General features: G+C 71.1%; 26 protein-coding genes. 13 read left to right on the top strand and 13 right to left on the bottom strand.

The genetic code is table 11. The annotated features are described in order from the left end of the window. The first annotated feature begins 5 nt into the window (after positions 1-5). Entirely contained in the window at positions 6-1,730 is a 1,725-nt protein-coding gene (locus LXT13_RS23580) for an IlvD/Edd family dehydratase (RefSeq protein ID WP_233374762.1), read from the top strand. 60 nt (positions 1,731-1,790) lie between these two features. Further along, positions 1,791-2,537 carry a proteasome-type protease gene (locus tag LXT13_RS23585; RefSeq protein WP_233374763.1) on the top strand — a complete coding sequence of 249 codons (747 nt, stop codon included), beginning with the start codon at positions 1,791-1,793 and terminating at the stop codon, positions 2,535-2,537. A 235-nt stretch (positions 2,538-2,772) separates the two neighbouring features. Here the strand turns inward: LXT13_RS23585 and nadC are convergent, their stop codons facing one another. Then, positions 2,773-3,636, bottom strand: a complete 864-nt coding sequence (gene nadC, locus LXT13_RS23590; protein ID WP_233374764.1) for a carboxylating nicotinate-nucleotide diphosphorylase — start codon at positions 3,634-3,636, stop codon at positions 2,773-2,775. After that, positions 3,636-4,334: a fumarylacetoacetate hydrolase family protein gene (locus LXT13_RS23595; protein ID WP_233374765.1), complete on the bottom strand. Its 699-nt coding sequence runs from the start codon at positions 4,332-4,334 to the stop codon at positions 3,636-3,638. The genes nadC and LXT13_RS23595 overlap by 1 nt, the downstream gene beginning before the upstream one ends. Here LXT13_RS23595 and LXT13_RS23600 point away from each other — a divergent pair. Next, positions 4,333-5,235, top strand: coding sequence for a septal ring lytic transglycosylase RlpA family protein (locus LXT13_RS23600; RefSeq protein ID WP_233374766.1), 903 nt, complete (start codon positions 4,333-4,335; stop codon positions 5,233-5,235). The genes LXT13_RS23595 and LXT13_RS23600 overlap by 2 nt on opposite strands. A gap of 4 nt (positions 5,236-5,239) precedes the next feature. On the opposite strand, the gene LXT13_RS23605 is transcribed toward LXT13_RS23600, so the two are convergent. Then, the gene (locus LXT13_RS23605) at positions 5,240-5,989 is read right to left on the bottom strand and encodes an SDR family oxidoreductase (RefSeq protein WP_233374767.1); all 750 of its coding nucleotides are present in this window, start codon (positions 5,987-5,989) and stop codon (positions 5,240-5,242) included. A gap of 41 nt (positions 5,990-6,030) precedes the next feature. Here LXT13_RS23605 and LXT13_RS23610 point away from each other — a divergent pair, with 41 nt between their 5' ends. After that, positions 6,031-7,224: a GGDEF domain-containing protein gene (locus tag LXT13_RS23610; RefSeq protein ID WP_233374768.1), complete on the top strand. Its 1,194-nt coding sequence runs from the start codon at positions 6,031-6,033 to the stop codon at positions 7,222-7,224. Further along, positions 7,221-8,387, top strand: coding sequence for a GGDEF domain-containing protein (locus tag LXT13_RS23615; protein ID WP_233374769.1), 1,167 nt, complete (start codon positions 7,221-7,223; stop codon positions 8,385-8,387). Before LXT13_RS23610 ends, LXT13_RS23615 begins: the two co-directional genes overlap by 4 nt. A gap of 39 nt (positions 8,388-8,426) precedes the next feature. Here LXT13_RS23615 and LXT13_RS23620 read toward each other — a convergent pair whose 3' ends face one another. Next, positions 8,427-10,475, bottom strand: a complete 2,049-nt coding sequence (locus LXT13_RS23620) for a M13 family metallopeptidase (protein WP_233374770.1) — start codon at positions 10,473-10,475, stop codon at positions 8,427-8,429. An 86-nt stretch (positions 10,476-10,561) separates the two neighbouring features. On the opposite strand from LXT13_RS23620, the gene LXT13_RS23625 reads away from it, so the two are divergent. Beyond that, positions 10,562-11,059, top strand: a complete 498-nt coding sequence (locus tag LXT13_RS23625; RefSeq protein ID WP_233374771.1) for an MOSC domain-containing protein — start codon at positions 10,562-10,564, stop codon at positions 11,057-11,059. On the opposite strand, the gene LXT13_RS23630 is transcribed toward LXT13_RS23625, so the two are convergent. The 6 genes from LXT13_RS23630 to LXT13_RS23655 form a co-directional block, all read right to left on the bottom strand. Then, positions 11,040-12,491, bottom strand: a complete 1,452-nt coding sequence (locus LXT13_RS23630; RefSeq protein WP_233374772.1) for an aminotransferase-like domain-containing protein — start codon at positions 12,489-12,491, stop codon at positions 11,040-11,042. The two genes, LXT13_RS23625 and LXT13_RS23630, sit on opposite strands and share 20 nt — an antisense overlap. Continuing rightward, on the bottom strand, positions 12,491-13,075 hold the full coding sequence (locus LXT13_RS23635) for a LysE family translocator (RefSeq protein ID WP_233374773.1): 585 nt from the start codon (positions 13,073-13,075) through the stop codon (positions 12,491-12,493). The genes LXT13_RS23630 and LXT13_RS23635 overlap by 1 nt, the downstream gene beginning before the upstream one ends. Positions 13,076-13,166: 91 nt before the next feature. Then, the gene (locus LXT13_RS23640; RefSeq protein WP_233374774.1) at positions 13,167-13,580 is read right to left on the bottom strand and encodes a VOC family protein; all 414 of its coding nucleotides are present in this window, start codon (positions 13,578-13,580) and stop codon (positions 13,167-13,169) included. A gap of 43 nt (positions 13,581-13,623) precedes the next feature. Continuing rightward, positions 13,624-14,043, bottom strand: a complete 420-nt coding sequence (locus tag LXT13_RS23645; RefSeq protein WP_233374775.1) for a helix-turn-helix transcriptional regulator — start codon at positions 14,041-14,043, stop codon at positions 13,624-13,626. Positions 14,044-14,306: 263 nt separating this feature from the next. Further along, a complete protein-coding gene (locus tag LXT13_RS23650; protein ID WP_233374776.1) occupies positions 14,307-15,695 on the bottom strand; it encodes a TolB-like translocation protein in 1,389 nt (462 codons plus the stop codon). A 92-nt stretch (positions 15,696-15,787) separates the two neighbouring features. Further along, a complete protein-coding gene (locus tag LXT13_RS23655; protein ID WP_233374777.1) occupies positions 15,788-16,264 on the bottom strand; it encodes a hypothetical protein in 477 nt (158 codons plus the stop codon). Between the two features lie 150 nt (positions 16,265-16,414). On the opposite strand from LXT13_RS23655, the gene LXT13_RS23660 reads away from it, so the two are divergent. After that, entirely contained in the window at positions 16,415-17,134 is a 720-nt protein-coding gene (locus tag LXT13_RS23660; RefSeq protein ID WP_233374778.1) for an Hcp family type VI secretion system effector, read from the top strand. Here the strand turns inward: LXT13_RS23660 and LXT13_RS23665 are convergent. Further along, a complete protein-coding gene (locus tag LXT13_RS23665; protein ID WP_233374779.1) occupies positions 17,115-17,780 on the bottom strand; it encodes a phosphatase PAP2 family protein in 666 nt (221 codons plus the stop codon). The genes LXT13_RS23660 and LXT13_RS23665 overlap by 20 nt on opposite strands. Before the next feature lie 25 nt (positions 17,781-17,805). Between LXT13_RS23665 and LXT13_RS23670 the strand changes: the two genes are divergently transcribed. From LXT13_RS23670 to LXT13_RS23690, 5 genes are all read left to right on the top strand, one after another. Beyond that, positions 17,806-18,792: a KpsF/GutQ family sugar-phosphate isomerase gene (locus LXT13_RS23670; RefSeq protein WP_233374780.1), complete on the top strand. Its 987-nt coding sequence runs from the start codon at positions 17,806-17,808 to the stop codon at positions 18,790-18,792. Next, positions 18,789-19,367, top strand: coding sequence for a KdsC family phosphatase (locus tag LXT13_RS23675; protein ID WP_233374781.1), 579 nt, complete (start codon positions 18,789-18,791; stop codon positions 19,365-19,367). Before LXT13_RS23670 ends, LXT13_RS23675 begins: the two co-directional genes overlap by 4 nt. Beyond that, complete coding sequence (lptC, locus tag LXT13_RS23680; RefSeq protein ID WP_233374782.1) at positions 19,364-20,023, top strand: LPS export ABC transporter periplasmic protein LptC; 660 nt, start codon at positions 19,364-19,366, stop codon at positions 20,021-20,023. The genes LXT13_RS23675 and lptC overlap by 4 nt, the downstream gene beginning before the upstream one ends. Before the next feature lie 82 nt (positions 20,024-20,105). Continuing rightward, on the top strand, positions 20,106-20,879 hold the full coding sequence (locus LXT13_RS23685; RefSeq protein WP_233374783.1) for an SDR family oxidoreductase: 774 nt from the start codon (positions 20,106-20,108) through the stop codon (positions 20,877-20,879). A gap of 22 nt (positions 20,880-20,901) precedes the next feature. Then, on the top strand, positions 20,902-23,214 hold the full coding sequence (locus LXT13_RS23690; protein ID WP_233374784.1) for a carbohydrate binding family 9 domain-containing protein: 2,313 nt from the start codon (positions 20,902-20,904) through the stop codon (positions 23,212-23,214). Between the two features lie 73 nt (positions 23,215-23,287). Here the strand turns inward: LXT13_RS23690 and LXT13_RS23695 are convergent, their stop codons facing one another. After that, positions 23,288-23,839, bottom strand: a complete 552-nt coding sequence (locus tag LXT13_RS23695) for an RNA recognition motif domain-containing protein (protein WP_233374785.1) — start codon at positions 23,837-23,839, stop codon at positions 23,288-23,290. 224 nt (positions 23,840-24,063) lie between these two features. On the opposite strand from LXT13_RS23695, the gene LXT13_RS23700 reads away from it, so the two are divergent. Continuing rightward, positions 24,064-24,963, top strand: coding sequence for a hypothetical protein (locus LXT13_RS23700; RefSeq protein ID WP_233374786.1), 900 nt, complete (start codon positions 24,064-24,066; stop codon positions 24,961-24,963). A gap of 3 nt (positions 24,964-24,966) precedes the next feature. On the opposite strand, the gene LXT13_RS23705 is transcribed toward LXT13_RS23700, so the two are convergent. Continuing rightward, complete coding sequence (locus LXT13_RS23705; protein WP_233374787.1) at positions 24,967-26,277, bottom strand: reverse transcriptase family protein; 1,311 nt, start codon at positions 26,275-26,277, stop codon at positions 24,967-24,969. Positions 26,278-26,488: the final 211 nt, after the last annotated feature.

The raw sequence follows: 26,488 nt of genomic DNA on the forward strand, positions 1-26,488 counted from the left end.
TTGTGATGACGGACGGGAAGAAGAAGCTGCGCAGCCAGGAGTGGTTTGGCGGGCACGACAAGATGGGATTCGTGCACCGCTCGTGGCTGCGCAACCAGGGCTACCCGAACGACTGGTTCACCGGCAAGCCGGTCATCGGCATCTGCAACACCTGGAGCGAGTTGACGCCGTGCAACGGCCACCTGCGCGACCTCGCCGAAAACGTCAAGCGCGGCGTCCTGGAGGCGGGCGGCGTGCCGTTCGAGTTCCCGGTCATGTCGCTCGGCGAGACCATCATGAAGCCGACGACCATGCTGTTCCGCAACCTGGCGAGCATGGACGTCGAGGAGTCCATCCGAGCCAACCCGCTGGACGGCGTCGTGCTGATGACAGGCTGTGACAAGACCACGCCGTCGCTGATGATGGGCGCGTGCAGCGTGGGCCTGCCGACGCTGGTCGTCTCGGGCGGGCCGATGCTCAATGGCAAGTTCCGCGGTGGCGAGATCGGCTCGGGCACGTTCAACTGGCAGGTCAAGGCCAAGCTGGACAGCGGCGAGTTCAACGACGCCGACCTGACCGAGGCCGAGGTCTGCGGCAGCCGCAGCGCCGGCCACTGCAACACCATGGGCACGGCGTCCACGATGGCTGTCATGGCCGAGGCGCTGGGCATGACGCTGCCGGGCATGGCGTCCATCCCGGCCGCCGACTCGCGCAAGAAGCTGATGGCGCAACTGAGCGGCCGGCGCATCGTCGAGATGGTCAACGAGGACCTGACGCCGGCGAAGGTGTTAACGCGCCAGGCCTTCGAGAACGCCATCGTCGTGAACGCGGCCGTCGGCGGCTCCACCAACCTCATCCTGCACCTGCTCGCGATTGCCGGCCGCATCGGCGTGCCGCTTGCGCTCGAGGACTTCGACCGCCACGGCAGCCAGGTGCCGTTGCTCGTCAACCTGAAGCCCTCAGGCCAGCGGCTGATGGAGGACTTCTTCTACGCCGGCGGCCTGTCCGTCGTCATGAAGGAGCTCAGCGACTTGCTGCATCGCGGCGTGCTGACGGTCAACGGCAAGACGCTGGACGAAAACTACCGCGCCGCGACCTGCTACGACACGACCGTCATCCGCCCGTTGGCCGAGCCGCTGCAGCCGGCGGCCGGCATCGCGGTGCTGCACGGCAACCTGTGCGAGCAGGGCGCCGTCATCAAGCCGTCGGCGGCCACGCCGGCGCTGCTGAAGCACCGCGGTCCGGCCGTCGTATTCAGTAGCATGGAGGACTACCACGCGCGCATTGACACGCCGGAACTCGCCATCACCGCCGACAGCGTCATCGTGCTGCAGGGCGTAGGGCCGCGCGGCTACCCCGGCATGCCGGAGGTCGGCAACGTGGACCTGCCGCGCAAGCTCGTCGCCGAAGGCGTGACGGACATGGTGCGCATCTCCGACGGCCGCATGAGCGGCACAGCCTACGGCACCGTCGTGCTGCACGTCGCGCCGGAGTCGGCCGCCGGCGGCACACTGGCACTGGTGCAGGACGGTGACCTCATCGAGCTGGACGTGCCGGGACGCCGGCTGCAGCTGCTCGTCAGCGACGACGAGCTGGCCCGCCGCCGCGCCGCCTGGGCGCCGCCAGAGGCCGTGGCAACGCGGGGTTATGTCAAGCTCTACGTCGACCATGTCCAGCAGGCGCACCTCGGCGCGGACATGGATGTGCTGGTGGGCAGCTCGGGCCCGGTCGTCGCACGCGATTCGCATTGAAACGCACGGCGGCTGGGCGCTGGCCATAATGGTCCGGTCGTCCTCCAAGCCCCTGCCGCCATGACCTACTGCGTCGCGATGCGCCTGCGCGCCGGCCTGCTGTTCGCCTCCGACACCCGCACGAATGCCGGCGTCGACCACATCGCCAGCTTCCGCAAGATGCACCAGTTCCAGATCCCGCACCAGCGCGAGATCGTCGTGCTGACCGCGGGCAACCTGGCAACGACGCAGTCCGTCATCTCCCTGCTGAACCAGCGACTGAAGGGCGACGGCGAGCACCTGCTCAACCTGCCGAGTCTCTACGACGCCGCCGTGCTGCTCGGCCGCACGGTGCGCGAGGTCATCGACCGCGACACCGACCCGCTGGACCGGCGTAGCAACAACGTCGACTTCGGCGCCAACTTCCTGCTCGGCGGCCAGATCAAGGGCGAGGGGCCGCGGCTGTTCCACGTCTACCCGCAGGGCAACTTCATCGAGGCGACGGAAGACACGCCTTACTTCCAGATCGGCGAGAGCAAGTACGGCAAGCCCATCATCGACCGCGTCATCGACTACGACACCACGCCGCTGGACGAGGCGGCCAAGTGCACGCTCGTCAGCTTCGACTCGACGATCCGCTCCAACCTGTCGGTCGGCCTCCCGATCGACATGCTAATGCTGCGCGCCAACCAGTTCGAGATGGCAATGAAGCCGCCACACCGCATCGGCCGCGACGATCCGTACTTCCTGGCGCTGCGCGATGGCTGGAGCGCGGGGCTGCGTCGCGTGTTCGACGAGTTGCCGAACGAGCCCTGGTTTGATGCTTGAGCCCCTCGCCTGACGGGCCGACTTCGGGCGGCCGGCGCTCGGATTGCAGTCGGAACGCAAGAAGGGCACAGAGCCCAACGCGCGTCCCTGGCATCTTCAACGCACTGGGCTGAAGGCGACATCAGCCGCACAACACGCTGATGTATCCAGGGAGAGCAAACGTGGGGTCTGCGCCCGGAACGAAATTTAGGGCGCGGCCCGGCTCCCTCGTGTAGGACCGGGACGCGTCAGAGGCTCAGACGGGACCGAGCACACGCATCGAGTAGTCCACCGCCTTGACGTCCTTCGTCAGCCGGCCGATGGAGATGCGGTCGACGCCGGTCGCTGCGATCCAGCGCAGCTGCTCCAGCGCGACGCCGCCCGACACCTCCAGCAGCGCACGCCCGGCGTTCACGGCCACGGCCTCGCGCATCAGCGGCTCGGTGAAGTTGTCCAGCAGCACGCTGACCGCGCCGGCGTCCAGCGCCTCACGCAGTTGGGCGATGGTCTCGACTTCGATCTGGATGTCCACGCCGGCGTTCAAGGCCTGCGCCGCGCGCAGCGCGTGGCCGACGCCGCCGGCCGCCGCGATGTGGTTCTCCTTGATGAGGATGCCCGCGTAGAGCGCCAGCCGCTGGTTCTGCCCGCCGCCGACGCGCACCGCGTACTTTTGCGCCAGGCGCAGGCCGGGGAGGGTCTTGCGCGTGTCGAGGATGGCACAGCCGCGCGGGTTGGGGCTGGCGCCGGCCACCGCATCCACGTGGGCGCGCGTGATGGTGGCCGTGGCGGAGAGCAGCTGCAGGAAGTTCAGCGCAGGCCGTTCGGCCGACAGCAGCAGCCGGCCATCGGCCTCGATGCGGCAGACGATGCTGTCTGCCGCCATCGCCGCGCCTTCGTCGTAGAGCCAGTCGATTCGGACGGTCGCATCCAGCGCGGCGAACACGCCGTCGAACCAGTCGCGCCCGCACAGCACCGCCGCTTCGCGCACCCGTACCTGGGCCGCCACGCGCCGGCCCGCGGGCACGAGCTGGGCGGTCCAGTCGCAGCGGCCAATGTCCTCAGCCAGCGCGTCGCGGATGTTGCGGGCGCGGGCCTCTTCGAGCGTCTCCTGCGCAAACATCACTCGGCCGGCCCGATCGTCAACGAGATGTCGCCCAGGCCTTCGATGCGGCCGGTGATCACGTCGCCCGCCACCACGGCGCCCACACCGGCCGGCGTGCCGGTGTAGATCAGATCGCCCGGGTGCAGCCGGTACAGCTGCGACAGGTTGGAGACGATCTCGGCGGCGCTCCAGATCATGTCGGCCAGATCGCCGCGCTGCTTCTCCACGCCGTTAACGGCCAACGTGATGGCGCCCTTGTCCAGCACGCCCACATCGGCCGCACGCGCAATGTCGCCGAGGATGGCGGACTGGTCGAAGCCCTTGGCCGTGTCCCAGGGCTTGCCGGCGGCCTTGGCCGCGGCCTGCAGATCGCGGCGGGTCATGTCCAGGCCCGCGGCATAGCCCCAGATCGCCGCTTTGGCGGCCTCGGGCGTCACCTTGAACACAGGCGCACCCAGCGCCAACACCAGCTCCATCTCGTAGTGGTAGTTGCTGGTCTGGGTCGGGTAAGGCACCGTCGAGCCGGAAGGCGTCAACGCGGTGGCCGGCTTCGTGAAATAGAACGGCGGCTCGCGCGTCGGGTCGGCACCCATCTCGCGGGCATGATCGGCATAGTTGCGGCCGACGCAGAAGATGCGGCGCACCGCGTAACGGGCGTCCGTACCGCGCACGGCAGCACTGGGAATCTCGGCAGGAGGAAAGACGAAGTTGCTCATGGCATGGCATCCACGATGGGGACGGAGGGCGCAGCATACTGGCCAGCTGATGGCGGTGCTGGCGCTGGCCGCGCTTGGCGGCTGCGCGACCCGGCCCGCCGCCACCGGAAGCGCCGACCGCGACGGCCCGCTGCCCAACCCGCCGGCCAACCTGGCACAGGTGCCCGACGCGGTGCCGCGCATCGAGCCCATCCGCATCGGCGGGCCCAACAAGCCCTACGAAGTGCTGGGCGAGCGCTACGAGCCCATCACCGCGGACAGCGCCTACGTGGACCGCGGCATTGCCACCTGGTACGGCCGCAAGTTCCACGGCCGGCCCACGGCCAGCGGCGAGGTCTACAACATGTACGCGATGACCGCGGCCCATGCGACGCTGCCCATCCCCAGCTACGCCCGTGTCAGAAACCCGGCCAACGGCCGAGAGGTCATTGTCCGCATCAACGACCGCGGCCCATTCCACAAGGGCCGCATCATCGACCTGAGCTACACCGCCGCGCTGAAGCTCGACCTGCTGCGCGGCGCCGGGCCGGTGGAGGTGCGCCGCATCACCTACGCCGAGATCCGCGCCGGCACCTGGCCCAGGCCCGCCGAGCCGGCGCCCGTCTTCGTGCCGGACGCACCGCCCGCGGCGCCGCAACGGGACACCACCGCCACCGTCGCTGCCGCGGCGGGCGCCTGGCTGCAGTTCGGCGCCTTCGCCAAGCTGGACGCCGCCGAAAGCCTGCGCCAGCGTGTGGCCGAGGCCGACCTGACGCTGCTGCCGCTGCTCACCATCGTCCGCGAAGCTGGCCTGCACCGGCTGCGCGCCGGCCCTTTCCCGAGCGCCGATGAGGCCCGCGCGACGGCCGAGCGGCTGCGCGCCGATGCCGGGCTGGAGGCCAGCCTGGTCCCGCCGCGCTGAGGTGCTAGCGGCCGCCCGCTACGTCCAGCATCGCGCCCACCGTGTAACTGGCCGCGTCGCCGAGCAGCCAGACGATGGCCTCGGCGATCTCCTCCGGGCGGCCGAGCCGCTGGATCGGGATGCCGGCCACCGCGCCAGCCGCGTCCATGCCGCTGGCGGAGTGGATGTCGGTGTCGATGACGCCGGGCCGCACACCGTTGACGCGGATTCCCTCGGCGATCAACTCCCGGGCCAGGCCCCTCGTCAGCGTGTCGACGGCGCCCTTCGTGGCCGCGTAGTCGACATAGATGCCGGCCGAACCGAACTCCGCCGCCCGCGAGCTGATGTTGACGATCGCGCCACCCGCGCCGCCGCGCGCCGTGCTCATGCGCCGCGCCGCCTGCTGGCAGCACAGCAGCGTGCCGATGACGTTCACGTCGAACAGTCGCCGCCAGCGCTCAGGCGTCATCGCGTCGAGCCGCGCGGCCGGCGCGACGATACCCGCGTTGTTCACCAGCCCCGCCAGACGACCGCCCGCAGCATCCAGCGCCGTGAACATCGCGGCCACCTGCGCCGCGTCGGCCACGTCGGCGCGGCAGGTCAGCGCGCGGCGGCCGCTGGCGCGCAACTCGGCGGCCAGCGCCCCGGCGGCAGGGCCGTCCTGCGCATAGTTGATCGCCACGTCCCAGCCGACCGCGGCGCAGCGCCGGGCGGTCGCCGCGCCAATGCCGCGCGAGCCACCGGTGATCAAGATCCAGTCAGACATGCCCGGCATTGTGTCGGCGTCGGAGAAGATACGGCCCCTTCTCGCGACCTATGCAGTTTCTCGACGTCCCGACCATCCTCCAGGTCACCGCCCTCTTCAACCTGATGTCGGCGCTGGCCTGGCTGGCGCTCGCCCAGGTGTTCCGTGTCGCGCCGCGGGCGGGCCGGCTCATGGCGGGCTTCCACCTGCTTTATGTCATGACGCTGCGCCAGCAGGAAGCCGCTGCCGGCTGGCCGCCGCCCCTGCGGCAGGCAATGACGGAATTCGGCCTGCTGGGCTGCTCGGTGCTGCTTCTGCTGGCGCTGCGGCGCATGCTGCGCAGCCGGCAGCGCTCTCACGACATCGCATCGATCGCCGGCCTGGGCGCAGCAGCCATCGCCGCAGGGCTGGCCGGCGGGCAGGCGCTGGTCCCGCAGTTGGCCAGCACGGCCTGCGTCGCGGCCTTGGCGCTGCTTTCGACCCGCGAGGTAGTGCGCGGCCTGGCCGGGCGGCTGTCCCGCCCCGTCATCGCATGCACGGTGCTGCCCTTTGCGCTGCTGGCGGCGCTGAGCAGCGCACACCTCGTCGAGCTGCTGCTGGACCCCAGCTGGGCCGAGGCCGTGGCCGCCGACCGCCTGCCCAGCGCCCTGCGCGCCTCGCTGCTGTTCGTCATCACGGCGGGCATCACGCTGGACCTGATCTCGCTGATGATCTGGCGCGTCATCGCGCGCATCCAGCATCTGACCGAGCGCGACACGCTGACCGGCGCCATGAACCGGCGGGCCTTCGAGCAGGCGCTGGTGGAGGCGCAAGGCCTGCTGCAGCGCGGCCACCGGTTCGCCCTGGTCATGATCGACATCGACCATTTCAAGCGGGTCAACGACACGCATGGCCACGCAGCCGGGGACGCGGCTCTTCAGCACTGCGTCCGGATCTGGCAGACCGGGCTACGCGAGGTGGACCGGCTGGGCCGCCTCGGTGGCGAGGAGTTCTGTGCGCTGCTGCCGCTGGCCGCCGCGGACGACCTGGACACGGCCGCCACCATCGCCGAGCGGCTGCGCGCCGGCCTGTCGGCGCAGCCGCTGCGCTGGCACGAGCTGGAGCTGCCGCTGTCCGCCAGCTTCGGCGTGGCACTGCCGGTGGCGGGTGATGCGCAGGGCCAGGTCGGCATGGCGCGAGCCGATGCCGAGCTCTACCGTGCCAAGGCCGAGGGCCGCAACCGCGTCTGCGCCGCGACGCACCTGCAGGAGCTGGCCGCCGCATGAGCCTGCCCAGCCACTCGCTGACGCTGATCGCCGCCATCGGGGCCTGCGCCGGCATCTCGATGACCGTGTGGCTTGCCTTTGCGCTGCCGGCGCGAATCGCACCGCGCGCCTCGCTGCTGATGGCCTGCGCCAACGGCACTGTCATGGTGTCGCTCGTGTTCCGCCTGATGCGCAGCACCCATCCCGGCGGCGCGCTGATCGGCTGGACCGGCGACGTGCTCGCGGTGGCGTCCGCGGCGCTGCTGGGCATGGCCGTCACGGCCATCACTCGTCGTCGCGTGCCCTGGAGGCGCGTCTGCGCCACTGTCGCTGCGGTGGCGCTGGTGCTGCTGATCGCGCCGGGTGACGACCTGCGCTGGCCCGTGCGCATCGTCCACGGGGCCGGTGCCTGCCTGATGCTGGCCGCCGGCATCGGCGCCTGGCGCCAACTCAGTGTCGACACCAAACTGGGAGACCGCCTGACGCCCGCGCCTCTGGCGCTGCCGATTTTTCTGCTGGCGATCCTGATGGCCGTGCGCTGCGCGGCCAGCTTCGTGCTGCCGCCCGAGCACCTCGACATGCACCGGCCGACGCCGTTCAACATCGCGCTGCTGTGGGGCGGCGTCGTGGCCCTGCTGATGCAGAACGCAACGCTGGCCTTCCTCGTGCTGATGCGGCTGATCCGCCGCATCGAGCGGCTGCTGGAACGCGATCCGCTGACTGACACGCTGAACCGCAGCGCCTTCCACCAGGCCCTGAACCATGCCCACGCGTGGTTTCGCCGCGACCGCGGCTATGCGCTCGTCATGATCGATATGGACCGCTTCAAGCAGCTCAACGACACGCTGGGCCATGCCGCCGGCGACGCCGCGCTGCGGCAGATGGTGGCGGTGGTGCAACCTTGCCTGCGCGAGGTGGACCGCTTCGGCCGGCTGGGCGGCGAGGAGTTTTGTGTGCTGCTGCCGGACACCAACATCGCCGGCGCCGCGCTGGTCGCCGAGCGCATGCGCACGCTGATCCACGCCGAGCCCCTGCGCTGGCTTGAGCAGGACTGGCCGCTCAGCGCCAGCTTCGGCATCGCCGAGGCTGCGGCCACCGACACGCGCGGCGACGAGGTCCTGGCCCGGGCCGACCAGGCGCTCTACCGCGCCAAGCACTTGGGCCGCAACCTCGTGCAGGCCTGAACGGCCCTCTCCGCCGGCTCACCGGCGGCGTGGTTCAGGTCACCACACCTTGCAATGCGCGCCTGCCGGCTTCACGAGCTTGGCGCCGGGCTTGCAAGCGAAGGCCTTTCCGAACTCCGGCATGTTGACGACGACGCCGTTGATGCGCCAGCGGGCCGGTGAATGCGGGTCGATCTTGGCGTGGACGCGCAGCACCTCGGGCCGGGCGTCGGCGCAATCCCACTGCGCGAAGCCGACAAAGAAGCGCTGCTCGGGCGTCAGCCCGTCGCGCGACTCGCCCGGCTTGCCGGCCATGTGGGCCTTCCAGGCCTCCCACGCGAGGATCAGGCCGCCCAGGTCCGCCAGGTCTTCGCCGAGCGTGAGCCGGGAGTTGATCTTGATGTTGTCGACGACCGGGTAGGTACCGTACTGGTCCGCCACACAGGCGGCGCGCTTCTCGAACTCGCGGCCATCCTTCTTCGTCCACCAGCTCTTCAGGTTGCCCTGCGCGTCGAACTGGCGTCCCTCGTCGTCGAAGCCGTGCGTCAGCTCATGGCCGATGGTGCCGCCGGTGTTGCCGTAGTTGGGCGCCTCGTCGAGCTGTGGGTCGTACAGCGGCGGCAGCAGCACGGCGGCCGGGAAGTTGATGTCGTTCATCTGCGGGTCGTAGTAGGCATTCACCGTCTGCGGCGTCATGTTCCATTCGCCGCGGTCCACCGGCTGGCCGATCTTGGCCAGCCGGCGCTTCGCCTCGAAGACATTGCCGCGGATGACGTTGCCGAGGAAGTCGCCCCGCTGCACGGTGAGGGCCGAGTAGTCGCGCCAGCGCTCGGGGTAGCCAACCTTGTTGACGATGGCCTTGAGCTTCTGCTGCGCACGGGCCTTGGTGGCATCGCTCATCCACGTCAGGCTGTCGATGCTGCGCGCCATCGCGGCCTCGATCTCGTCGGTCATCTGCACCGTGGCGGCCTTGAGCTCGGGCTTGAAGTTGCGGGCGACGAACTCCTGGCCCAGCGCCTCGCCCAACTGCACGTCGACGAGCTGCACACAGCGCTTCCAGCGCGCCTTGAGCTGCGGCGTGCCGGTCAGCGTCTGGCCATAGAAATCGAAGTCGGCCTGCACGAAGACCTCGTCCAGGGCCGGCGCCAGGCTGCTGGCGAGCTGCCAGCGCAGGTAGGTCTGCACGTCGGCCAGGCTCATCGCCTTCAGTCGCGCGGCCAGCGCCTTGAAGAAGGCCGGCTCGGTGACGTTGTAGCGCGCCTGGTCGGCGGGCACGCCCAGGCCGGCCTGGAAGGCGGCCCAATCGAAGCCCGGCGTCAGCGTCTGCAGGCCACGGGCGTCGACGACGTGGAAGGTCTTGTACGGGTCACGCTTGTCGACCTTGCTGAGCGACGCGCGGGCCAGCAGCGTCTCCGTGGCCAGCACGCTGCGCGCATGGGCCCGGGCCACGGCGGGTGCGTCGCCGAGCAGTTCGAAGAAGCGCGCCACATGCGCCTCGTAGGCGTTGCGGATCTTGAGCGTCTTGTCGTCGCGCTTGAGGTAGTAGTCGCGATCGGGCAGACCCAGCCCGCCCGCGTAGGCGAAGGCGATCTGGCGCGTCGCATCGGCGAAGTCCTGGCCCGCGCCGAAGCCGAAGAACAGCCGCTCGTTGCCCGTGGCCAGCTGCAGCTCGGCCAGCAGCCCCGGCAGCGCCCGCTTGTCCTGCAGCGCGGCGATGCGGTCCAGCAGCGGCTGCAGGCCCTTCAGCCCCGCCGCCTGCACGGCGCCCTCGTCCATGCAGGCGGCGAAGTAATCGCCCAGCTTGGCCTGCGTCGGGCTGCGCTCGGCGCCGGCATCGCCCAGCTTGTCCAGCACGCCCCACAGGTAGCGCTGGTTCTCGTTCGCCATCTTCGCGTAGACCGACCAGCGAGACTGGTCGGCCGGGATCGGGTTCTTCTGGCTCCACGCACCGCAGGCGAAGCGGTAGAGGTCGTCGCACGGATCGGCGTTGCGGTCCATGACGGTCGTGTCGAGGCTCGGGATGTAGGGCAGCGCGTCGAGCGGCGCCTCGTCGGCCGCATGGGCCAGCGTCGCCGACAGCACGGCGGCAAGCAGCATCAGTCGTTTCATGAGAGGGAGCCAAAGGCTGAGGTGGCGCGATTGTGGTCCTGCCCACGCTGGACCTAGGCGGGCGGCTGCTGCGCTAAGGTTGCGACATGAGAACCCTGCGCGACCTGAACACGCCGCCGGCCCACATCAAGGGCCGCGTGGAAGCCCTCATCATGCGCGGCGCGCCGCGCGACCCGGCCCGCACCATCGAGGCCACCACGGCGCTGGCCGGCATCGGCCTGGCCGACGACCGGCTGGGCCGCCGCGGCGAGGCCGAGCTGTCGACCCGGCAGGTCACGCTGATCCAGCAGGAGCACTTGGCCGTCATCGCGACGCTGGCCCGCACGGCGCCGATCGACCCGGTGGGCCTGCGGCGCAACATCGTCGTGTCCGGCATCAACCTGCTGTCGCTGAAGAACCAGGTGCTGCGCGTCGGCGAGGCGCTGATCCAGATCGTGGGACCTTGCCAGCCCTGCTCGCGCATGGAAGAGGTCATCGGCGCGGGCGGCTATGCCGCGATGCGCGGCCATGGCGGCATGACGGCGCGCATCCTGCAGAGCGGCGCGCTGCGCGTGGGCGACCCGATCAGCGTGGAGACGCCATGACCCGCGCACGCGCCACGGCGCGCTGAGCGCTTGTCGCCGCGCTGAGCTGCTGCTTCAGGTACTGGCCCAGCCGCGGCTGCTGGCTGAAGGCGGCGTTGAAACGCAGGTGGGGGTCGGGTGCGCCGTCGGCGGCGAACGTGGCGCCGCGCACGAGCAGGATGCCGTGGCGGAAGGCGTCCTTGACGAGCTCGTCCACTTCCACGCCGGCCGGCACCGCGCCCCACAGGAACAGCCCGCCCTCGCCTGCGTGGTCCAGCTGCACGCCGGCCTGGCTCAGCTGCTGCGTGGCCGCGGCGCGCGCCACGGCCAGGCGCTGCTGCAGGCGGTCCAGGTGCTTGCGCCAGCGGCCGGCGGCCAGCACCTCCAGCAGCACGAACTCGTTGAGCGCCGGCGTCGTCAGCACCGACAGGATCTTCTCGCGCAGCAGCGGCCTGAGCAGCGCCGGCTCGGCGGCCAGGTAGCCCAGCCGCAGGGCCGGGCTCATGGCCTTGCAGATGCTGGAGTAGTAGATGACGCGGTCCAGCCCGGAGAGCTGGGCCAGACGCGTCGGCGTGCCGGGGTGGAAGTGGCCCTGCACGTCGTCCTCGGCCACCAGCAGGCCGTGGCGCTCAGCCAGCCGCAGCACCCGGTGCAGGTTGGCCGCAGTGCTGCCCCAGCCGGTCGGGTTGTGCAGCACGCTCTGCAGGAACAGCAGCCGCGGGCGGTGGCGGGTGCATGCGGCCTCCAGGGCGTCGAGGTCGATGCCGTCGGGCCGGCGCGGCACCGGCACGATGGTCACGCCGGCCTGGCGCAGGCGGTCGAACAGCAGGAAGTAGCCCGGCGTTTCCACGGCGACGGCATCGCCCGGGCTCAGGAAGGCGCGGCAGATCAGGTCGATAGCCTGCGTGCCGCCGTACGTCGTCATCACGCGGCTGGCGTCCACCGCGATGCCCTGCCCGCGCAGCATCAACGCGAGGCGCTCGCGCAGTTCGGGCAGGCCCTGCGACGGGCAGCGCGAGGCCATGCCGGCCGTGGCGCGCGCTAGGCCCCGCTGCACGGCGGCGGCGGGCACGGCGTCTTCCAGCCAGGTCGCTGGCAGCGCGCCGCTGCTGGCCAGCAGCACGCCGGCGCGCTGGTCGCTGGCCTGCTGCGCCAGCCACACGGCTTCCTGCTCGTCGCCGGCTTCGACGCGGGCGGCGTCCGGCATCGCATTGGCCGGCCCCTCGGCGACGAAGAATCCTGCCGTGCCGCGCGAATCCACGAGGCCAGTGGCGACGAGCCGGTCGTAGGCCGTGACAACGGTGTTGGGGCTGACGCCCAGGCGCTGCGCGAGCTGACGGATGGAGTTCAACCGTGCGCCGGGCGGCAGCTGCGCGCTGGCGATGAGCGCCTGCAGCCGCTGCTCGATCTGGTCGGCCAGCGGCGTGGGGGAATTGCGATCGAGCGAGAACATCAGTTCAGCAGCAGCACGGCCAGGAGGGCAAGGGACGCGGCCATGATGGCATTGAACACCCGCCGCCGTGCCGGGCTCGACAGCCAACGCCCGATGCCCACGCCGAACAGCGCCCACATCGACACGCACGGAAAGCCGATGACCGCGCCAACCGCGCTGACGAACAGTGCGCCGGCCGGCACGCTCCACCCCGGCGGCATGAAGACCGAGGCGATCGTCACGGCGCGCACCCAGCTCTTGGGGTTCACCGCCTGCATCAGCGCCGCTTCCGTGAAGCTGACGCGCTGCGGCGGGCGGTCGGTTGCCGCCGGGCTGCCGGCCAGGCGCCACGCGAGCACCAGCAGGTAGAGCGTGCCCGCCAGCCGCAGCGCGCTGTGCAGCAGCGGCCAGGCGACGAACAGCGCGCCGAGGCCCAGGCAGGTGATAAAGGTCTGCACGGCATTGCCCACGTTCATGCCGAAGATGGTGGGCAGCGTGCGCCGGTAGCCGTGGTGCGCGCCACTGGCCACCAGCATCATGTTGTTGGGGCCGGGCGTGCCGGACATCAGCGCGCAGTAGCCGAGAAAGGGCAGCAACTCGTTCATGCCGCCATTGCAGCGGCAGGCGCGCACGACGGGAAGGCACAGCGCGCCCCGCCGCGCGCGGTGCTGTATCAGCCCGCGGACCGGTACAGCCTCAGCACGGCGCCTGCTGGATGCGGATCATGTTGCCGGCCGGATCGCGCAGTGCGCAGTCGCGCACGCCGTACGGCTGGTCGGTCGGCTCCTGCACGATCTCGGCGTCGGCGGCCTGGATCTTCTCGAACGCGGCGGCAAGGTCGGGCGTGGCCAGCACGATCATGCCGAAGCTGCCCTTGGCCATCATCTCGACGATTGTGCGCTTCTCGTCATCCGTCACGCCGGGCGTGGCCTGCGGCGGGTACAGCACGATGGACGTGCCCGCGCCGCCGGCCGGGCCGACGGTGATCCAGCGCAGACCACCGTAGCCGACGTCGTTGCGAACCTCGAAGCCGAGCACGTCTCGGTAGAAGGCCAGGGACGCGTCGGCGTCGGTGTGGGGCAGGAATGCGTGGTGGATGTTGATCTGCATGACTGTTTCCTTGAAAGGCGACGCCAGTCTAGGCACCGTCCCGTCAGGGCGCTTCTCGATTCCTGACCGGGCGGGACACCTGCTTCGTCACGCAGGACGGCAGGCCGCGCAACTCGCCCGCCGCTTGGCGCCGGTAGACACTAGGCGGCACGCCGACCAGCTCCGTGAAGCGCGTGCTGAACGTGCCCAGCGACGCGCAGCCGACCTCGAAGCACACGTCGGTGACCGACAGGTCGCCGCGGCGCAGCAGGGCCATCGCACGTTCGATGCGGCGCGTCATCAGGTAGGCGTAGACGGACTCGCCATAGGCCGCGCGGAACTGGCGGCTCAGATGACCGGCGGACATGCCGATGCCGCTGGCCAGCGCCTCGACGTCCAGCGGCTGCGCGTACTCGCGGTCGATGCGGTCGCGCACGCGCCGAAGCCGGACAAGGTCACGCAGCGTGGTGTCGGTGGCAGGCATGGGATGGAGGATATGTCCTACGCCCCGCCCGCCGCCGTCCGACCCGCAGCCCGGCAGTCACGGCGCAGACTGTCTCCTTCACACAGCGAAGGAGCCCGCCATGGGACACAGCAGCCTCGTTGGCACGGAACAAGCCCCGCAACGCGCGGCCGGCCGGGATGAAGACGCTCTGGGGCCTTCCGACCTCACGGACACGGGCAGCGACATGTCCGGAGTCGACAGCCTGCCCACCGCCGATCCGGGGGAGCCGGTGGACGTGACGCTCAGTCGTGACCGAGCTGTCGCGCCGATCGAGGGCAGCCTCGAAACGTCGGATGTGGAGGATGGTTCAGACATCGACGTTGACCAGGTGATCGACGCGCCTGAACCTGACGACGCGACGCCCCGCCAGCAGGGTGACGCGGAGCCGATGACGCCGAGTTCGCGCCGCTGACCCGCGAGCCGCCCGCTGCGGTGTCGGGCTTGGGCGCGGTGGGCGCGCCTTGCAGGCGGCGCAGCACCGGCTGCAAGCCCAGGGCCAGCGCGACCAACGCCAGCGAGGCCGGCTCGGGCAGGTCGCGCGGCGCCTGGGGACCCAGCTCGCTGACGAAGACCTGCGACGCACCAGAGGGGTTGCGGCCGTCGATGTTCATGTTGGACACGAAGGCGATCGTGCGCCCGTCCTCGCTGAGCGCCGCGCTCATGCTGAAGCTACCCAGCGTGTCGGTCACCTGCTGGAAGCTGTCGGCCAGCAGGTCGTAGACGAAGACCTCCAGGCTGCCATCGGCGTTGCCGCCGGTCAGGTTGGCATCGGTGGTGAAGGCGATGCGGCTGCCGTCGCCGCTGGCAGTGACGCCACTGAAGTTGCCACTCGTGGTGTGTGTCACCTGCTGCAGGTTCTGCGTGCCGATGTCGTAGCGGAAGATTTCGGTGTTGTGATCGGCGTTCTGGCCCAGCGGATCGAAATCCCCGGTGAAGAACAGGCTGCTGCCATCGGCGCTGAGCGCCGGCCGCTCGAAGCTGCTGCCACGCGGCCCCACCGCGGTCGTGACGCCGGTGGCCACGTCGTACAGCTGCATCGTCCGCCCGAAGGTCTGGTAGGCGACAAAGCGCGCATCGGCGCTCATCGCAAAGCTCATCGGGTTGCGGGTGACCGTGCCGACGAAGGACTGCGACGTCGTGTCGTACAGGCGCAGCCCTACATTGCTGATGTCCACTGCGATGGTCTTGCCGTCATGGCTGATGGCCGACTGTTCGAAGCCGCCCAGCGGCGTCAGCGTCGCGGTGACGTGGCTGCCGACGTCGTAGGTCTGCGTCTGGAAGCTGGAGAAGCCGCCGCTGCTGACGAAGTGCTGGTAGACGATGCGGCTGCCATCGCCGCTGATGGACGGCGTCTGGTTGCCTCCGGTGAAGCCGCCGTCGGAATGCTCGCTCACCTGGGTCAGCTGCCCGCTGCTGCGGTCGCGGACGAAGACCTCAAAGCTGTTGTCGGCGTTCTGTCCGGTCAGGTTGGAAGCGGAGTAGAACGCCAGCCGGCTGCCATCGGCACTCAGGCTCGGACCGAAGGAGTTGAAGTCGCCGCTGGTGACCTGCAACGGCGCGGCAGAGGCGAGACCGGACAGGCCGGTGGCCAGCAGCAGGGCGCAGGCGGTGGCAGGGCGTGGGGACATCATGGCGGGCTCCGGAAAGCAGGGTGCGGTCTTGAACAGACGCGCCCGGCGCTCCGCCTGCGACAGCCCTCACCCCCCGCACCCGCGGGGGGCGCTCAGGCGGGCTTGGCGGGGCAAGCCTTGGCCGCAGCCAGCCCGCGCAGGAAGCCCCGGCGCACGCCACCGGCAGTGATGGCGACGCTGACCTGGCGGGCATAGCGCTCGGCGCCGCTGAGCTTTCGTACCCAGCCCCGGAAAGGCACGACGCCCTCGGCCGTGCGCTGCAGCGCGCCGGTAGCGGCGTCCTCGCCACGGTCGAGCAGGCCGCTACGCCCGGCACCAGCCGGCGCGTCGAGGTCCGGGCCCAGCACCTCGTCCAGCGCACGGACGTCGGCCGCCAGCGCGGCGCAGCTTGTGTCGGCCGGCGTCGCGTACGGCGCCGCGGCGGCCGCCTTCAGCACGTCGGGAATGTCGGCGCGGACGACGTTGATGTCGGACAGCGGCGTCGTGGCGGCGGTCGCCACCTTGTCGGAGCTGGAACTGGCGCAGGCCGTCAGTGCGGCGGCGGCGAGGAGGATGAGATGACGTTGCATGGCCGCCGATCATCTCAGGCCGCGGCGCGACCGGTCAGCGCGGCAACCCGCATCCGCGCGCCGGCCCGCATCCGCAGGCTTGGGGATGGCCAGCGCCATCGGCTGTGGCCAGCATCGCCGCGCCCAATCCCGGGCGTCAGGAGATTCGACATGGCTCTTCTTTCCCTGCGTGCCGCGCTCGCGGCGGCGCTGTTGTGCCTCGGCGTGGCCGCGGCACCCTTGGCCCAGGCGGCCAACAGCTATTACCTGAAGATCGACGGCATCCGAGGCGACTCGACCGACAAGTCGCACAAGGACTGGATCGACATCGACAGCTTCGCGTGGGGCCTGACGGCGGCCTCCTCCAGCGGCGGCGCCGGGGCTGGCAAGGTCACGTTCGCCGATTTCTCATGGAGCCAGGCCGTGGACTCGTCAACCACGGCCTGGTTCGCGAACGTCGCCACGGGCCGGCACGTTCCCGAAGTCATGCTGGAAGTCACCAAGCCGGGCCCCAAAGGGGAGACTGCCGCCTTCTTTCAGATGATCTTCACCGACACCGTCGGCACCGGCCTCAAGGTGCACGGTGCAGGTGACGCGCTCACGGCCGATGCCTCCATGACCTCCGGCGCGACGGTCACGCTGCGCTACAGGCCTCAGAAGAAGGGGGTCTTCGGTGACTGGGTGGAGGGAAGCTTCGACATCCGCCGCAGCGGCTCGTCCGCACTGTTCAGCGGCGACTCCAACGCGCTGATGGGCCTGTTCACCTCAGGCGGCAGCATTGATTTCGACGCCGGCGCGGTGACGCCCGTGCCCGAACCCGCGCCCACGGCACTGTTGGCCGCCGGCCTGGCGCTGCTGGCCCTGCTGGCCTTCAGGCGCCGGCGCGGCTGAGCCGCCACGGTCCCAGGTGCGCGGCGGCCACCGTGACCGCCCAGCAGATCCAGGCGGTCCACATCGTGTGGCTCGGGTAGTGGGCGCCGCGCACCATCTGCCCGATGCCGTAGATGACGCCCAGCACGACGACGGCCAGCCACCACGCCCTCGCGGCCTTCGGGTAAGCGCGCGCCAGCGCCCAGCCGCCAGCAAGGTACGAGAACGCCGCGCTCGCGTGGCCCGATGGGAAACAATGCCCGCCGCCACCGTCGCGCATGCCGAAGGCCCAGTGCGACACGTACTGCGCCGCGCCGCCGAACTCCGCGAGGTCCCAGGGGCAGCTGGTGAGGCTGGCGCGCTTGATCAGCGAGATGGCAGCCAGGCACACCAGCGTCGTCACGAGCCACCACGTGCGCTCGCGGCGGGTCAGCGCCGGCAGCGCCCGGGGCCACAGATTGACGAGCACGATGAACGCCATCGCGACGTAGGAGACCAGCCGGCCGCCCTCGTGGATGAGCGCCCGCGTGAGCCAGGCCTCCCGCCAGGCGAAGCCACTGGCATCGCCCACCTGGCGCATGGCCCACAGGTCCAGATGGCTGGCATCCCAGGCCAGCAACAGCACGAGGGCCAGGGCGACCCAGCGGAAAGGGCGGAGGCTTTGCATCGGGTGCATTGTCTACACTGACCCGATGACTCCGGATTCCCTCGACGCCCCGCGCGCCATCCACATGGGCCGCAACGCCCTCGAAGTGGAAGCCCGCGCACTGGCGCAGCTGGCGCCGCGCCTGGGCGACACCTTCGCCGCCGCCGTGAAGGCCATGCTGACCTGCACCGGCCGCGTGGCCGTGATGGGCATGGGCAAGAGCGGCCACGTGGGCCGCAAGATCGCCGCCACGCTCGCCTCCACCGGCACCCCGGCGCTGTTCATCCACCCAGCCGAGGCGGCACATGGCGACCTCGGCATGGTCACGCCGGGCGATGTCGTGCTGGCGCTGTCCAACTCCGGCGAGAGCGACGAGCTAAACGCCATCCTGCCGGTGCTGCGGCGCCTGGGCATCCCGGTCGTCGCAATGACCGGTCGCGCCGAATCCAGCCTGGCCGCGCACGCCGACATCGTGCTGGACAGCGCCGTCGCCGAGGAGGCCTGCCCGCTGCAGCTCGCGCCGACGGCCAGCACGACGGCGCAGATGGCGCTGGGCGATGCGCTGGCCGTCGCGCTGCTGGACGCGCGCGGCTTCAGGGCCGAGGACTTCGCCCGCTCCCACCCCGGCGGGGCGCTGGGCCGCAAGCTGCTGACCCATGTGCGCGACCTGATGCGCAGCGGCGATGCGCTGCCGCGCGTGTCGCCCGCCACGCCCTTCACCGAGCTGATGCGCGAGATGAGCGCCAAGTCGCTTGGCATGGCCGTAGTCGTCGACGCCGAGGACCGCGTGCAGGGCATCTTCACCGACGGTGACCTGCGCCGCCTCATCGAGCAGGGCTGCGACCTGCGCGCGCTGACCGCCACCGAGGTGGCCTCTCCTCGGCCGCGCACCGTCGGTGCCGACGCGCTGGCCGTCGACGCTGCCGACCTGATGGAGGCCGCGCGCATCACCGTCGTGCTGGTGGTGGACGCCGACCGGCGCCTGCTCGGCGCCGTCAGCATCAACGACCTCATGCGGGCCAAGGTGATATGAGCGCTCTGAACTTTCCGGCTGAACTGCTCGTGCGGGCCCAAGGCAGCGGCCTGGGCGTCAAGGTTGCCCTCTTCGACGTGGACGGCGTGCTGACGGACGGGCGCATCTACATCGGCGAGAGCGGCGAGGTGTTCAAGGCCTTCAGCACGCTGGACGGCCATGGCCTGAAGTCGCTGCAGCAGGCCGGCATCGCGCCGGTCGTCATCACCGGCCGCGACAGCCCCGCCGTGCGCCGCCGCGTGGCAGACCTGGGCCTGAAGCACGCGCTCTACGGCATCGGCGACAAACTGGCCGCCGCCGAGCCGCTGCTGGCCAAACTGGGCGTGGCGTGGGGCGAGGTGGCCGCAATCGGCGACGACTGGCCCGACCTGCCGCTGCTCGCCCGCGCAGGCTTCGCCTGCGCCCCGCCCGGGGCGCACGCCGAGGTGCAGGCCATCGCACACCATGTGACGAAGGCACCGGCCGGCTTCGGCGCCGCGCGCGAGTTCTGTGACCTGCTGCTGATGGCCGCCGGCCACTACGAGCGGCTGCTGCACGCCCATCACGCCACCCTCGACGGTGGGCGCTCAGCATGACCCCCGTCACGCTGCCCGCCCCGCCGCCGCGCCGGAAGCCACCCCAGCCCTGGACCTGGCGGGTGCAGGGCCTGCTGTCCAGCTACCTGCCGGTGCTGCTGATGGCCTTCCTGGCGGGCGGCACGTGGTGGCTCGTCAAGAACACGCCACTGCTCAGCGAGCCCGGCGAGCTGGCGCCGCCGCGCCATGAGCCCGACTACCGCATGAACGGCTTCGAGATCCAGCGCATCGGCGCCGACGGGCGGCTCAACGTGCACATTGCCGGCGCGGAGCTGCGCCACTACCCGGACACCGACACGGTCGAGATCGACAACGTGCGCGTGCGCGCTATCGCGCCCGACGGCACGCTGGCCATCGCCGAGGCGCGCCACGCCGTCAGCAATGGCGACGCGACGGACCTGCAGTTGACGGGCGACGTGCACCTGCGCCGCCTGCCGCCCGGCGCGGCCGACGACGCCCCGGCGCTGATGGAGGTGCGCGGGGAGTTCGTGCAGGCGCTGTCCAACGCCGAGATCCTGCGCTCGCACCTGCCCGTGACGATCCGCCAGGGCGGCTCGACGCTGAACACGCAGAATTTCGAGTACCGCCACCTGACCGGCCGGCTCACCTTCAGCGGCAAGACGCAGGGCCAGATCGTGTCGCGGAGCCCCAGGTGACGGTGTGGCGCGCCGGGCGCCGGGCCGCCCGGGCGATCCGCACGACGAATAGCCTCGTGTCACCGCGGGCCGGAACGCTTTCATGAGCGAACTCGTCTTCATCACCGGCGCCTCCAGCGGCATCGGCCAGGCGCTGGCGCTGCGCTTGTACCGTGATGGCGCGCGGCTGGCGCTGGTCGCGCGGCGCACCGCCGAGGTGGAACGCTGGGCTGCCGAGCAGGGGCTGGATGCCGCGCGGTTTCGGGTCTATGGCGCCGATGTCGCCGACGTGCCCGCCATCACCGGCGTGGGCAGGGATTGCATCGCCACCCAGGGCGTGCCGGACATCGTCATCGCCTGCGCGGGCATCAGCGTCGGCATGGACACGGCGCAGTTCGAGGACCTGGACGTGATGCGGCGCGTCTTCGCGATCAACAACGTGGGCCTGGCCGCCACCTTCCACCCTTTCATCGTGCCGATGCGCGCGCGACGCTCTGGGACGCTGGTGGGCGTCGCGAGCGTGTCGGCCATCCGCGGCCTGCCAGGCCATGGGGCCTATTGCGCCAGCAAGTCCGGCGTCGTCGCCTATTGCGAGAGCTTGCGTGTCGAGTGCCGGGGCTCGGGCCTCGGTGTCGTCACGCTGCTGCCGGGCTACATCGACACGCCGCTGACGCGCGGCAACCGTTACCGCATGCCCTTTCTGATGCCGGTGGACGCATTCGCCGAGCAGGCGGTGCGCGCCATCCGCGCCCAGGCCAGCTACCGCGTCATCCCATGGCAGATGGGTGTGCTGGCCAAGGTGCTGCGCCTGCTGCCCAACGGGCTGTACGACTGGCTGCTGTCCCGGCGGGGCCGCAAGCGGCGTGAAGGCGGCTAGGCTGGCGGCGCCGCAGGTCGCCATGCGCCAACGCCTGTCCGGTCTGGGCCTCGCGCTGGCCCTGGCGCTGCCTGCCGACGCCCAACCGGCGTCGCCGGCGCAGCCGACCGCCCTGCGCCTGGCCGCGGGCGACACGCCGCCGACGCTCGACGGCCGGCTCGACGACGCCGTCTGGCGGCGCGCGCCTGTCTATGACCGCTTCGTGCAGTTTTTGCCCGCCGACAAGCAACCCGCGCGCTGGCGCACCACCGTCCAGGTGCTCGCCACCGAGGACGCGCTGGTCTTCGGCATCCGCGCGTGGGACCCGGCGCCCGAACGCATCCGCGCGCCGTTGGCACGGCGGGATCAGGTCAAGGCCGACCAGGACTACGTCGCCGTCTTCATCGACCCCGTGGGCCTGGGCCGCGCGGCGCAGTACGTGCGTGTCAGCGCCGCCGGCAGCGTCGACGACGGCCTGTTCTCGGCCGAGGAAGACGCCGACGATTCCGCGCCGGATTTCGACATCGAGGCCGCGGCCGCCCGGCTGCCCGACGGCTACAGCATCGAGCTGCGCTGGCCCCTGGCGGCTTTGCGCTTTCCCCACACAGGCGGCGCGCCCTGGCGCGTCATGGTCACGCGCAACATCCCGCGCGAGGACCGCATGCTCGACGTCAGCTCACCCGCGCTGACCCAGGACGCGCTGACCTTCATCGCGGATTTACAACCGCTGGACGGTCTGGGCGACCTCGCGATGGACGTTCGCGAGCGCAGCTTCGTGAGCGTCCACCCCGAACTCACGTGGCGCCGCGTGAACGAGCTCAGCGACAACGACGGCCGGCGCCGCGCGCAGCACACCTCGCTCGGCGCCGAGATCAAGTGGCGGCCGCGGGCGGACTGGGTCGTCGACCTGACGCTGAACCCCGACTTCTCCCAGGTCGAGGTCGACGAGCCCCAGCTGGCCGGCAACACACGCTTCGCACTCAGCGTGCCGGAGAAGCGGCCCTTCTTCCTGGAGAGCGCCGACGTCGTGGGACCCACACAGCCCGACGAGTCGGGCGAGAACCGAAGCCTGGCCGCCTTCTACACGCGCGCCATCACGGACCCCGACTGGGGCCTGCGCGTCACGTGGCGCGGCGCCGGCGCCGAGGCCACCGCCTTGCATCTGCGCGATGCCGGCGGCGGCACCGTGCTGCGTGCCGGTGCCTTCTCCACGCGCACGGGCTGGCAGCCGCGCGATTCCGAGGCCAGCTTCGCGCGCGGTCGGCTGCAGCTGGGCGGCCTGGGCCTGGCGGCTCTGGTGTCGCTGCGCAACTTCGGCGAGGGTCGCAGCACGCAGGTCATCGGCAGCGATGGCCTCTGGCGCGACGGCGACAGCGACCAGTGGCGCGGCCACCTGCTGCTCTCCACGACGACCCTCGGGTTGGACGAGGACGGCCAGGCCCGGCGTGTCGGCCGAGAGCACGGTCACCGCGCGTGGCTCGGCTGGCGGCACCGGGACGCCAACTGGACCGCCAACGTCAACGTCGAAGACATCGGCGCGCGCTTTGCCAACGACAACGGCTTCGTCAGCCAGAGCGGCATCCGGCGCGCCTCGGCGTTCGGCGCGCTGCGCCTGGGGGCGTCCGAGTTCGCCGGACTGTCGGTGCACGACCATGAAGCGCAGCTCCGGCTGCAGGAGACCCGCACGAAGGCGGACCCGCTGCTGGGCGTGGCCGCGGGCCGGGTGGTCGACCGCCTCGTGCAGCCAGGGTTCTGGTTCGCCGCGGCGCGCAATACCGGCGTCTGGGGGCACGTCGGCCTGGACCGCCATCGCGCCCGTGACGGCGCCCCGCTGCATGCGACACGCACGCTGCTGCTGGGCTTCGAATCCAACCCTGGCGAACTGCTGAACTTCGTCACCGCCGAGGTGGAATGGGGCCGCCGGCTGGACGTGGACGCCGACCGCGTCGGTCCCGGCGCGCAAGGCCAGCTGCAAGCTCAGATGCGCCTGCCGCTGCCGCGCTGGGCCGGGGCTGGGCGCTGGCTGGAAATCGACCTGCGACTGGGCGTGGGCTGGGTGGACGCGCCCGACGGCCACCGCGCATTCACGGACCGCAGTGCGCAGAGCCTCTTCGTGCTGCACCTGAGCGCGCACGACTCGTTGCGCCTCATCCGCCAACAGACACGCTTCAGCCGCCGCATGGACGCTGCATCGGGCCTCATGGCGCTGGAGGAGCGGGGGCGGCTGCTGTCGCTGATGGCGCAGCACCGCGTCGGCCTGGCGCGCGTCATCGGCCTCGGACTGAACCGCGGGCACGCGCAGCCAGGCAGCGTGCGATCCAGCGAGTTGTTCGTGAAGGTCCGCGTGGGCTATTGAGACCCCGCACCCGCCCTGAAATTGAACAAGGCGCCCGAAGGCGCCTTGTTCATCGAAGCCGTGAGGCCGGCGATCAGTAGCCGCTGCCGCCGCCACCGTAGCCGCCGCCGGAGCGACCGCCACCGCCGTAGCCGCCGCCACCCGAGCGACCACCGCCGCCGCCGCCGTAGCCGCCACCACCGCCGCCGTAGCCGCCGCCACCCGAGCGACCACCACCGCCGCCGCCGTAGCCGCCACCACCGCCGCCGTAGCCACCGCCGCTGCCGCCACCACCGTAGCCGCCGCCACCCGAACGGCCACCGCCGCCGTAGCCGCCGCCACCGGAGCGGCCACCGCCGCCGAAGCCGCCGCCACCACCGAAGCCACCCGGACGCTCTTCACGCGGGCGGGCCTCGTTGACCACGATCGCGCGGCCTTCCAGAGCCTGGCCGTTCATGCCGTTGATGGCAGCCTGCGCCTCGGCGTCAGAACCCATCTCGACAAAGCCGAAGCCCTTGGAGCGGCCGGTTTCACGATCCATCATGACCTTGGCCGAGGTCACGCTGCCGAACTGCGAAAACGCCTCGTGGAGCGATTCGTCACGCACGCTGTAGGCCAGATTGCCCACGTAAAGCTTGTTTCCCATGGGGAAGCCCTTCTCTCTATCTCAAAACCTAAAAAACCATGTGGAGCTTCAACCCATCGTGAACCATTCAAGCGAAGGTGCGGCGTCCAGACACAGGCAATTCATTATGGTGGCGGGGTCAAGAATTGCATCGAGGGCCTCATGCAAGTGTTGTTTTTCAGAGCTAGCACAAACCCTGGCGCGTCCCGCGTCTCATGTTCGCGTCACCGATAGCATCGCCCCTGATGAGCTTTCCCCTCCTTCCCGCGCTGGCCCGTGTGCTGGCCAGCATCGACGCACCGCGCAACCTGCGCGCCCTTTACGCCTTGCTGGCGGGCTTCTGCATGGCCGGCCTGCTGCTGGCCACCGCCCAGTCGTCGGCCGCCCGCGGTGACGACCTGCTCAGTGCCGTGTGGATGGGCTTGGCGCTGGCTGTCGCCTTTTTCGGCGTCAACACGACGGGCCTGATGCTGATGGACCAGGCGCGCGGCCTGCCGGTGCGCGAGCCGCAGGACGCGCTGGCCGACGCGCTGCGCAGCGGCCATCGCGTGCTGCTGGCGCTGCTCGCCTGCGTCGCGCTGGCGGCCGCGGGCGTCGCCGTGCTCGCCGGCTTGCTGTGGGCAACGCGCTGGCCGTGGGTGGGCGCGCCGCTGCTGGCGTTGGTGCTGCCGGCCGGCGTGTTGCTACTGGGCGGCGTGGCCTTCGTGCTGGTCGTGCTCGTCGGTCCGCTGGCGGGCCCCGCCGTCTGGGCCGGCCAGCGCAGCGCGGGCGTGCTGGCCTTCCTGCGTGGCCGGCTGCGCCACGGCCTGCCGGAGACGGCGCTGCTGATGGCCGCCGTCTACCTGCTCGTCGCGCTGACGACGGCGGCCGTCAGCTTCGTCGTCGTCAGCGGCGGCAAGCTGCTGGCGGGCCTGGCCATCCTCGGCGCCGGCATCGAGGTACCGGCGCGGCAGCTGCTGGCCGGGGTGCAGGGCCTCGGGCCGCGCAGCTTCGGCGCCAGCGGCCTGCCGCTGGAGGGCGGCAGCCTGGGCATGGCCGCGCTGGTGGGCGGCGGTGTCGTCTTCGCTCTGGCGCTGGTGCTGCCGACGCTGGTGTGGCTGCGCGGCTGCTGTGCGGTCTATCTGGCGTTGACGGAGCGCGACTGACGCTCAGGCGCGCCAGTCGATGCGGTCGAACAGCGCCTGCAGCTTGCGCGCCTTCGCCGGGTTGAGCTGCGCCGCCCAGGCCACGCGGCCCTGCAGGTGGGCGCGAAAGTCGGCATGGCCTTCACGGTTCTGCCCCGCCGGGCCGTCGACGACGCAGCGGTGCAGCGTGGCCTTGAGGCGGTCGAATGCGTCGCGCGGCAGGTTGGGCCGTTCGTTGACGACGATGCCGCACACCGATTGCCGCTGCGCCACGCCCTGCGCTCGGGTCTTGTTCGGATTGACGGCGAAGCCCTCGTCCTCGGCGATCGCCGTCACCCAGGCGACGAGCGTCCGCACCGGCAACGACGCCGGCCCCGAGAACACGAGGTCGTCGGCATAGCGGCTGTAGCGGGCACCGAAGGCCTCGGCCAGGCCGGTGAGCCGGGCATCCAGCGCGAAAGCGCACAGGTTGGCCACGGCCGGCGATGTCGGCGCGCCCTGCGGCAGGTGCGGGTCGCGCAGCCGCTGGCGCTGCAGGAAGGCCAGCCGCGGCTCGGCGCGCAGCCACGCCTCGGGCGTCGCCGTGGTGCACAGCGCCGTCAGCGCCCGCGCGACGGCGGCGGAGTAGCCCAGCGTACGGAACAGCGCATGCACGCGGGCGGCGCGCACGGTGGAGAAGAAGTCGCTCAGGTCCAAACGCAGCACCCGCGCCTGACCGGCGTGCCGCATGGCATGCTCGACGACCGAGCGGCCCGGCGTGTAGCCGAAGGCCGCGTCGTGCGGCGGCAGGCCACTCAGCAGCTGCGCCAGCAGGCGGCGCTGGATGGCGCGCAGATGCGGCGCGGGCACCTCCAGCAGCCGCCAGCCTTCGGAGCGCTTGGGCACCAACTGCTGCCGATAGTGCTGGTGGGCCAGCGGTCGCCGGCGCTGCCAGTCGGCCGGCAGCGTCAGCCGCCACAGGCCCGCCGGCGTCAGCCCCAGCCCGCGCGCCAGCGTGCCGACCGTGGGCCAGTGCGGACGCGCCAGACCGGCCGGCGCAGGCGGCAGGTCCTCCGGCGAGCGCAGCAGCCAGCGGCGGGCATCCGGCCGGGCGTCACTGACCCAGGCGTCGGCGAAGCCGGCATGCGCCTCGACGCGTTCGCCCAGCGCCGCCACGTCCAGCCGCTGCCAGACCTCGCCCGGCACGCGCGCCATCGCCCGGGCCAGATCGGCCAGCCACGGCGGGCGGGCATCCAGGCAGGCGGCCATGCGCGCAGCCAGCGCCTCCTCGCGGGGCGCGCCAGCCAGCATGGCGTGGGCCAGCGCCCGCGCCGTCATCATGCGGGCGTGACCCACCCGTCGTCTCCCTGTTGAAGAAGGTGCGGCCGCAGCCCGAGCGACGGGTGATGCATGGGGTGTCGGGCGCACAGCGCCCCGCGCTCCATGCCCTGCTGGACGCGAGATCGGCAACCCCCGGGGGTACCCCGGAGTGCAAACCCGTGAAGGCTTGCCAGGACCTCGGGCCGCAGCCGCAGCGCGATGGTAGGGCCTGACGCCACAATGCCGC

This window comes from Pelomonas cellulosilytica (assembly GCF_021353265.1).
Classification (GTDB): Bacteria; Pseudomonadota; Gammaproteobacteria; order Burkholderiales; family Burkholderiaceae_C; genus Pelomonas; species Pelomonas cellulosilytica.

What these genes read in the sequence shown, in the direction of transcription:
- LXT13_RS23650 (WP_233374776.1), bottom strand. Translation starts at nt 15,695, where the DNA reads ATGATGTCCCCACGCCCTGCCACCGCCTGCGCCCTGCTGCTGGCCACC.
- LXT13_RS23640 (WP_233374774.1), bottom strand. Translation starts at nt 13,580, where the DNA reads ATGCAGATCAACATCCACCACGCATTCCTGCCCCACACCGACGCCGAC.
- LXT13_RS23645 (WP_233374775.1), bottom strand. Translation starts at nt 14,043, where the DNA reads ATGCCTGCCACCGACACCACGCTGCGTGACCTTGTCCGGCTTCGGCGC.
- nadC (WP_233374764.1), bottom strand. Translation starts at nt 3,636, where the DNA reads ATGTTTGCGCAGGAGACGCTCGAAGAGGCCCGCGCCCGCAACATCCGC.
- LXT13_RS23630 (WP_233374772.1), bottom strand. Translation starts at nt 12,491, where the DNA reads ATGTTCTCGCTCGATCGCAATTCCCCCACGCCGCTGGCCGACCAGATC.
- LXT13_RS23695 (WP_233374785.1), bottom strand. Translation starts at nt 23,839, where the DNA reads ATGGGAAACAAGCTTTACGTGGGCAATCTGGCCTACAGCGTGCGTGAC.
- LXT13_RS23700 (WP_233374786.1), top strand. Translation starts at nt 24,064, where the DNA reads ATGAGCTTTCCCCTCCTTCCCGCGCTGGCCCGTGTGCTGGCCAGCATC.
- LXT13_RS23620 (WP_233374770.1), bottom strand. Translation starts at nt 10,475, where the DNA reads ATGAAACGACTGATGCTGCTTGCCGCCGTGCTGTCGGCGACGCTGGCC.
- LXT13_RS23685 (WP_233374783.1), top strand. Translation starts at nt 20,106, where the DNA reads ATGAGCGAACTCGTCTTCATCACCGGCGCCTCCAGCGGCATCGGCCAG.
- LXT13_RS23635 (WP_233374773.1), bottom strand. Translation starts at nt 13,075, where the DNA reads ATGAACGAGTTGCTGCCCTTTCTCGGCTACTGCGCGCTGATGTCCGGC.
- lptC (WP_233374782.1), top strand. Translation starts at nt 19,364, where the DNA reads ATGACCCCCGTCACGCTGCCCGCCCCGCCGCCGCGCCGGAAGCCACCC.
- LXT13_RS23625 (WP_233374771.1), top strand. Translation starts at nt 10,562, where the DNA reads ATGAGAACCCTGCGCGACCTGAACACGCCGCCGGCCCACATCAAGGGC.
- LXT13_RS23595 (WP_233374765.1), bottom strand. Translation starts at nt 4,334, where the DNA reads ATGAGCAACTTCGTCTTTCCTCCTGCCGAGATTCCCAGTGCTGCCGTG.
- LXT13_RS23665 (WP_233374779.1), bottom strand. Translation starts at nt 17,780, where the DNA reads ATGCAAAGCCTCCGCCCTTTCCGCTGGGTCGCCCTGGCCCTCGTGCTG.
- LXT13_RS23690 (WP_233374784.1), top strand. Translation starts at nt 20,902, where the DNA reads ATGCGCCAACGCCTGTCCGGTCTGGGCCTCGCGCTGGCCCTGGCGCTG.
- LXT13_RS23610 (WP_233374768.1), top strand. Translation starts at nt 6,031, where the DNA reads ATGCAGTTTCTCGACGTCCCGACCATCCTCCAGGTCACCGCCCTCTTC.
- LXT13_RS23600 (WP_233374766.1), top strand. Translation starts at nt 4,333, where the DNA reads ATGGCATGGCATCCACGATGGGGACGGAGGGCGCAGCATACTGGCCAG.
- LXT13_RS23605 (WP_233374767.1), bottom strand. Translation starts at nt 5,989, where the DNA reads ATGCCGGGCATGTCTGACTGGATCTTGATCACCGGTGGCTCGCGCGGC.
- LXT13_RS23660 (WP_233374778.1), top strand. Translation starts at nt 16,415, where the DNA reads ATGGCTCTTCTTTCCCTGCGTGCCGCGCTCGCGGCGGCGCTGTTGTGC.
- LXT13_RS23670 (WP_233374780.1), top strand. Translation starts at nt 17,806, where the DNA reads ATGACTCCGGATTCCCTCGACGCCCCGCGCGCCATCCACATGGGCCGC.
- LXT13_RS23655 (WP_233374777.1), bottom strand. Translation starts at nt 16,264, where the DNA reads ATGCAACGTCATCTCATCCTCCTCGCCGCCGCCGCACTGACGGCCTGC.
- LXT13_RS23580 (WP_233374762.1), top strand. Translation starts at nt 6, where the DNA reads ATGACGGACGGGAAGAAGAAGCTGCGCAGCCAGGAGTGGTTTGGCGGG.
- LXT13_RS23675 (WP_233374781.1), top strand. Translation starts at nt 18,789, where the DNA reads ATGAGCGCTCTGAACTTTCCGGCTGAACTGCTCGTGCGGGCCCAAGGC.
- LXT13_RS23585 (WP_233374763.1), top strand. Translation starts at nt 1,791, where the DNA reads ATGACCTACTGCGTCGCGATGCGCCTGCGCGCCGGCCTGCTGTTCGCC.
- LXT13_RS23615 (WP_233374769.1), top strand. Translation starts at nt 7,221, where the DNA reads ATGAGCCTGCCCAGCCACTCGCTGACGCTGATCGCCGCCATCGGGGCC.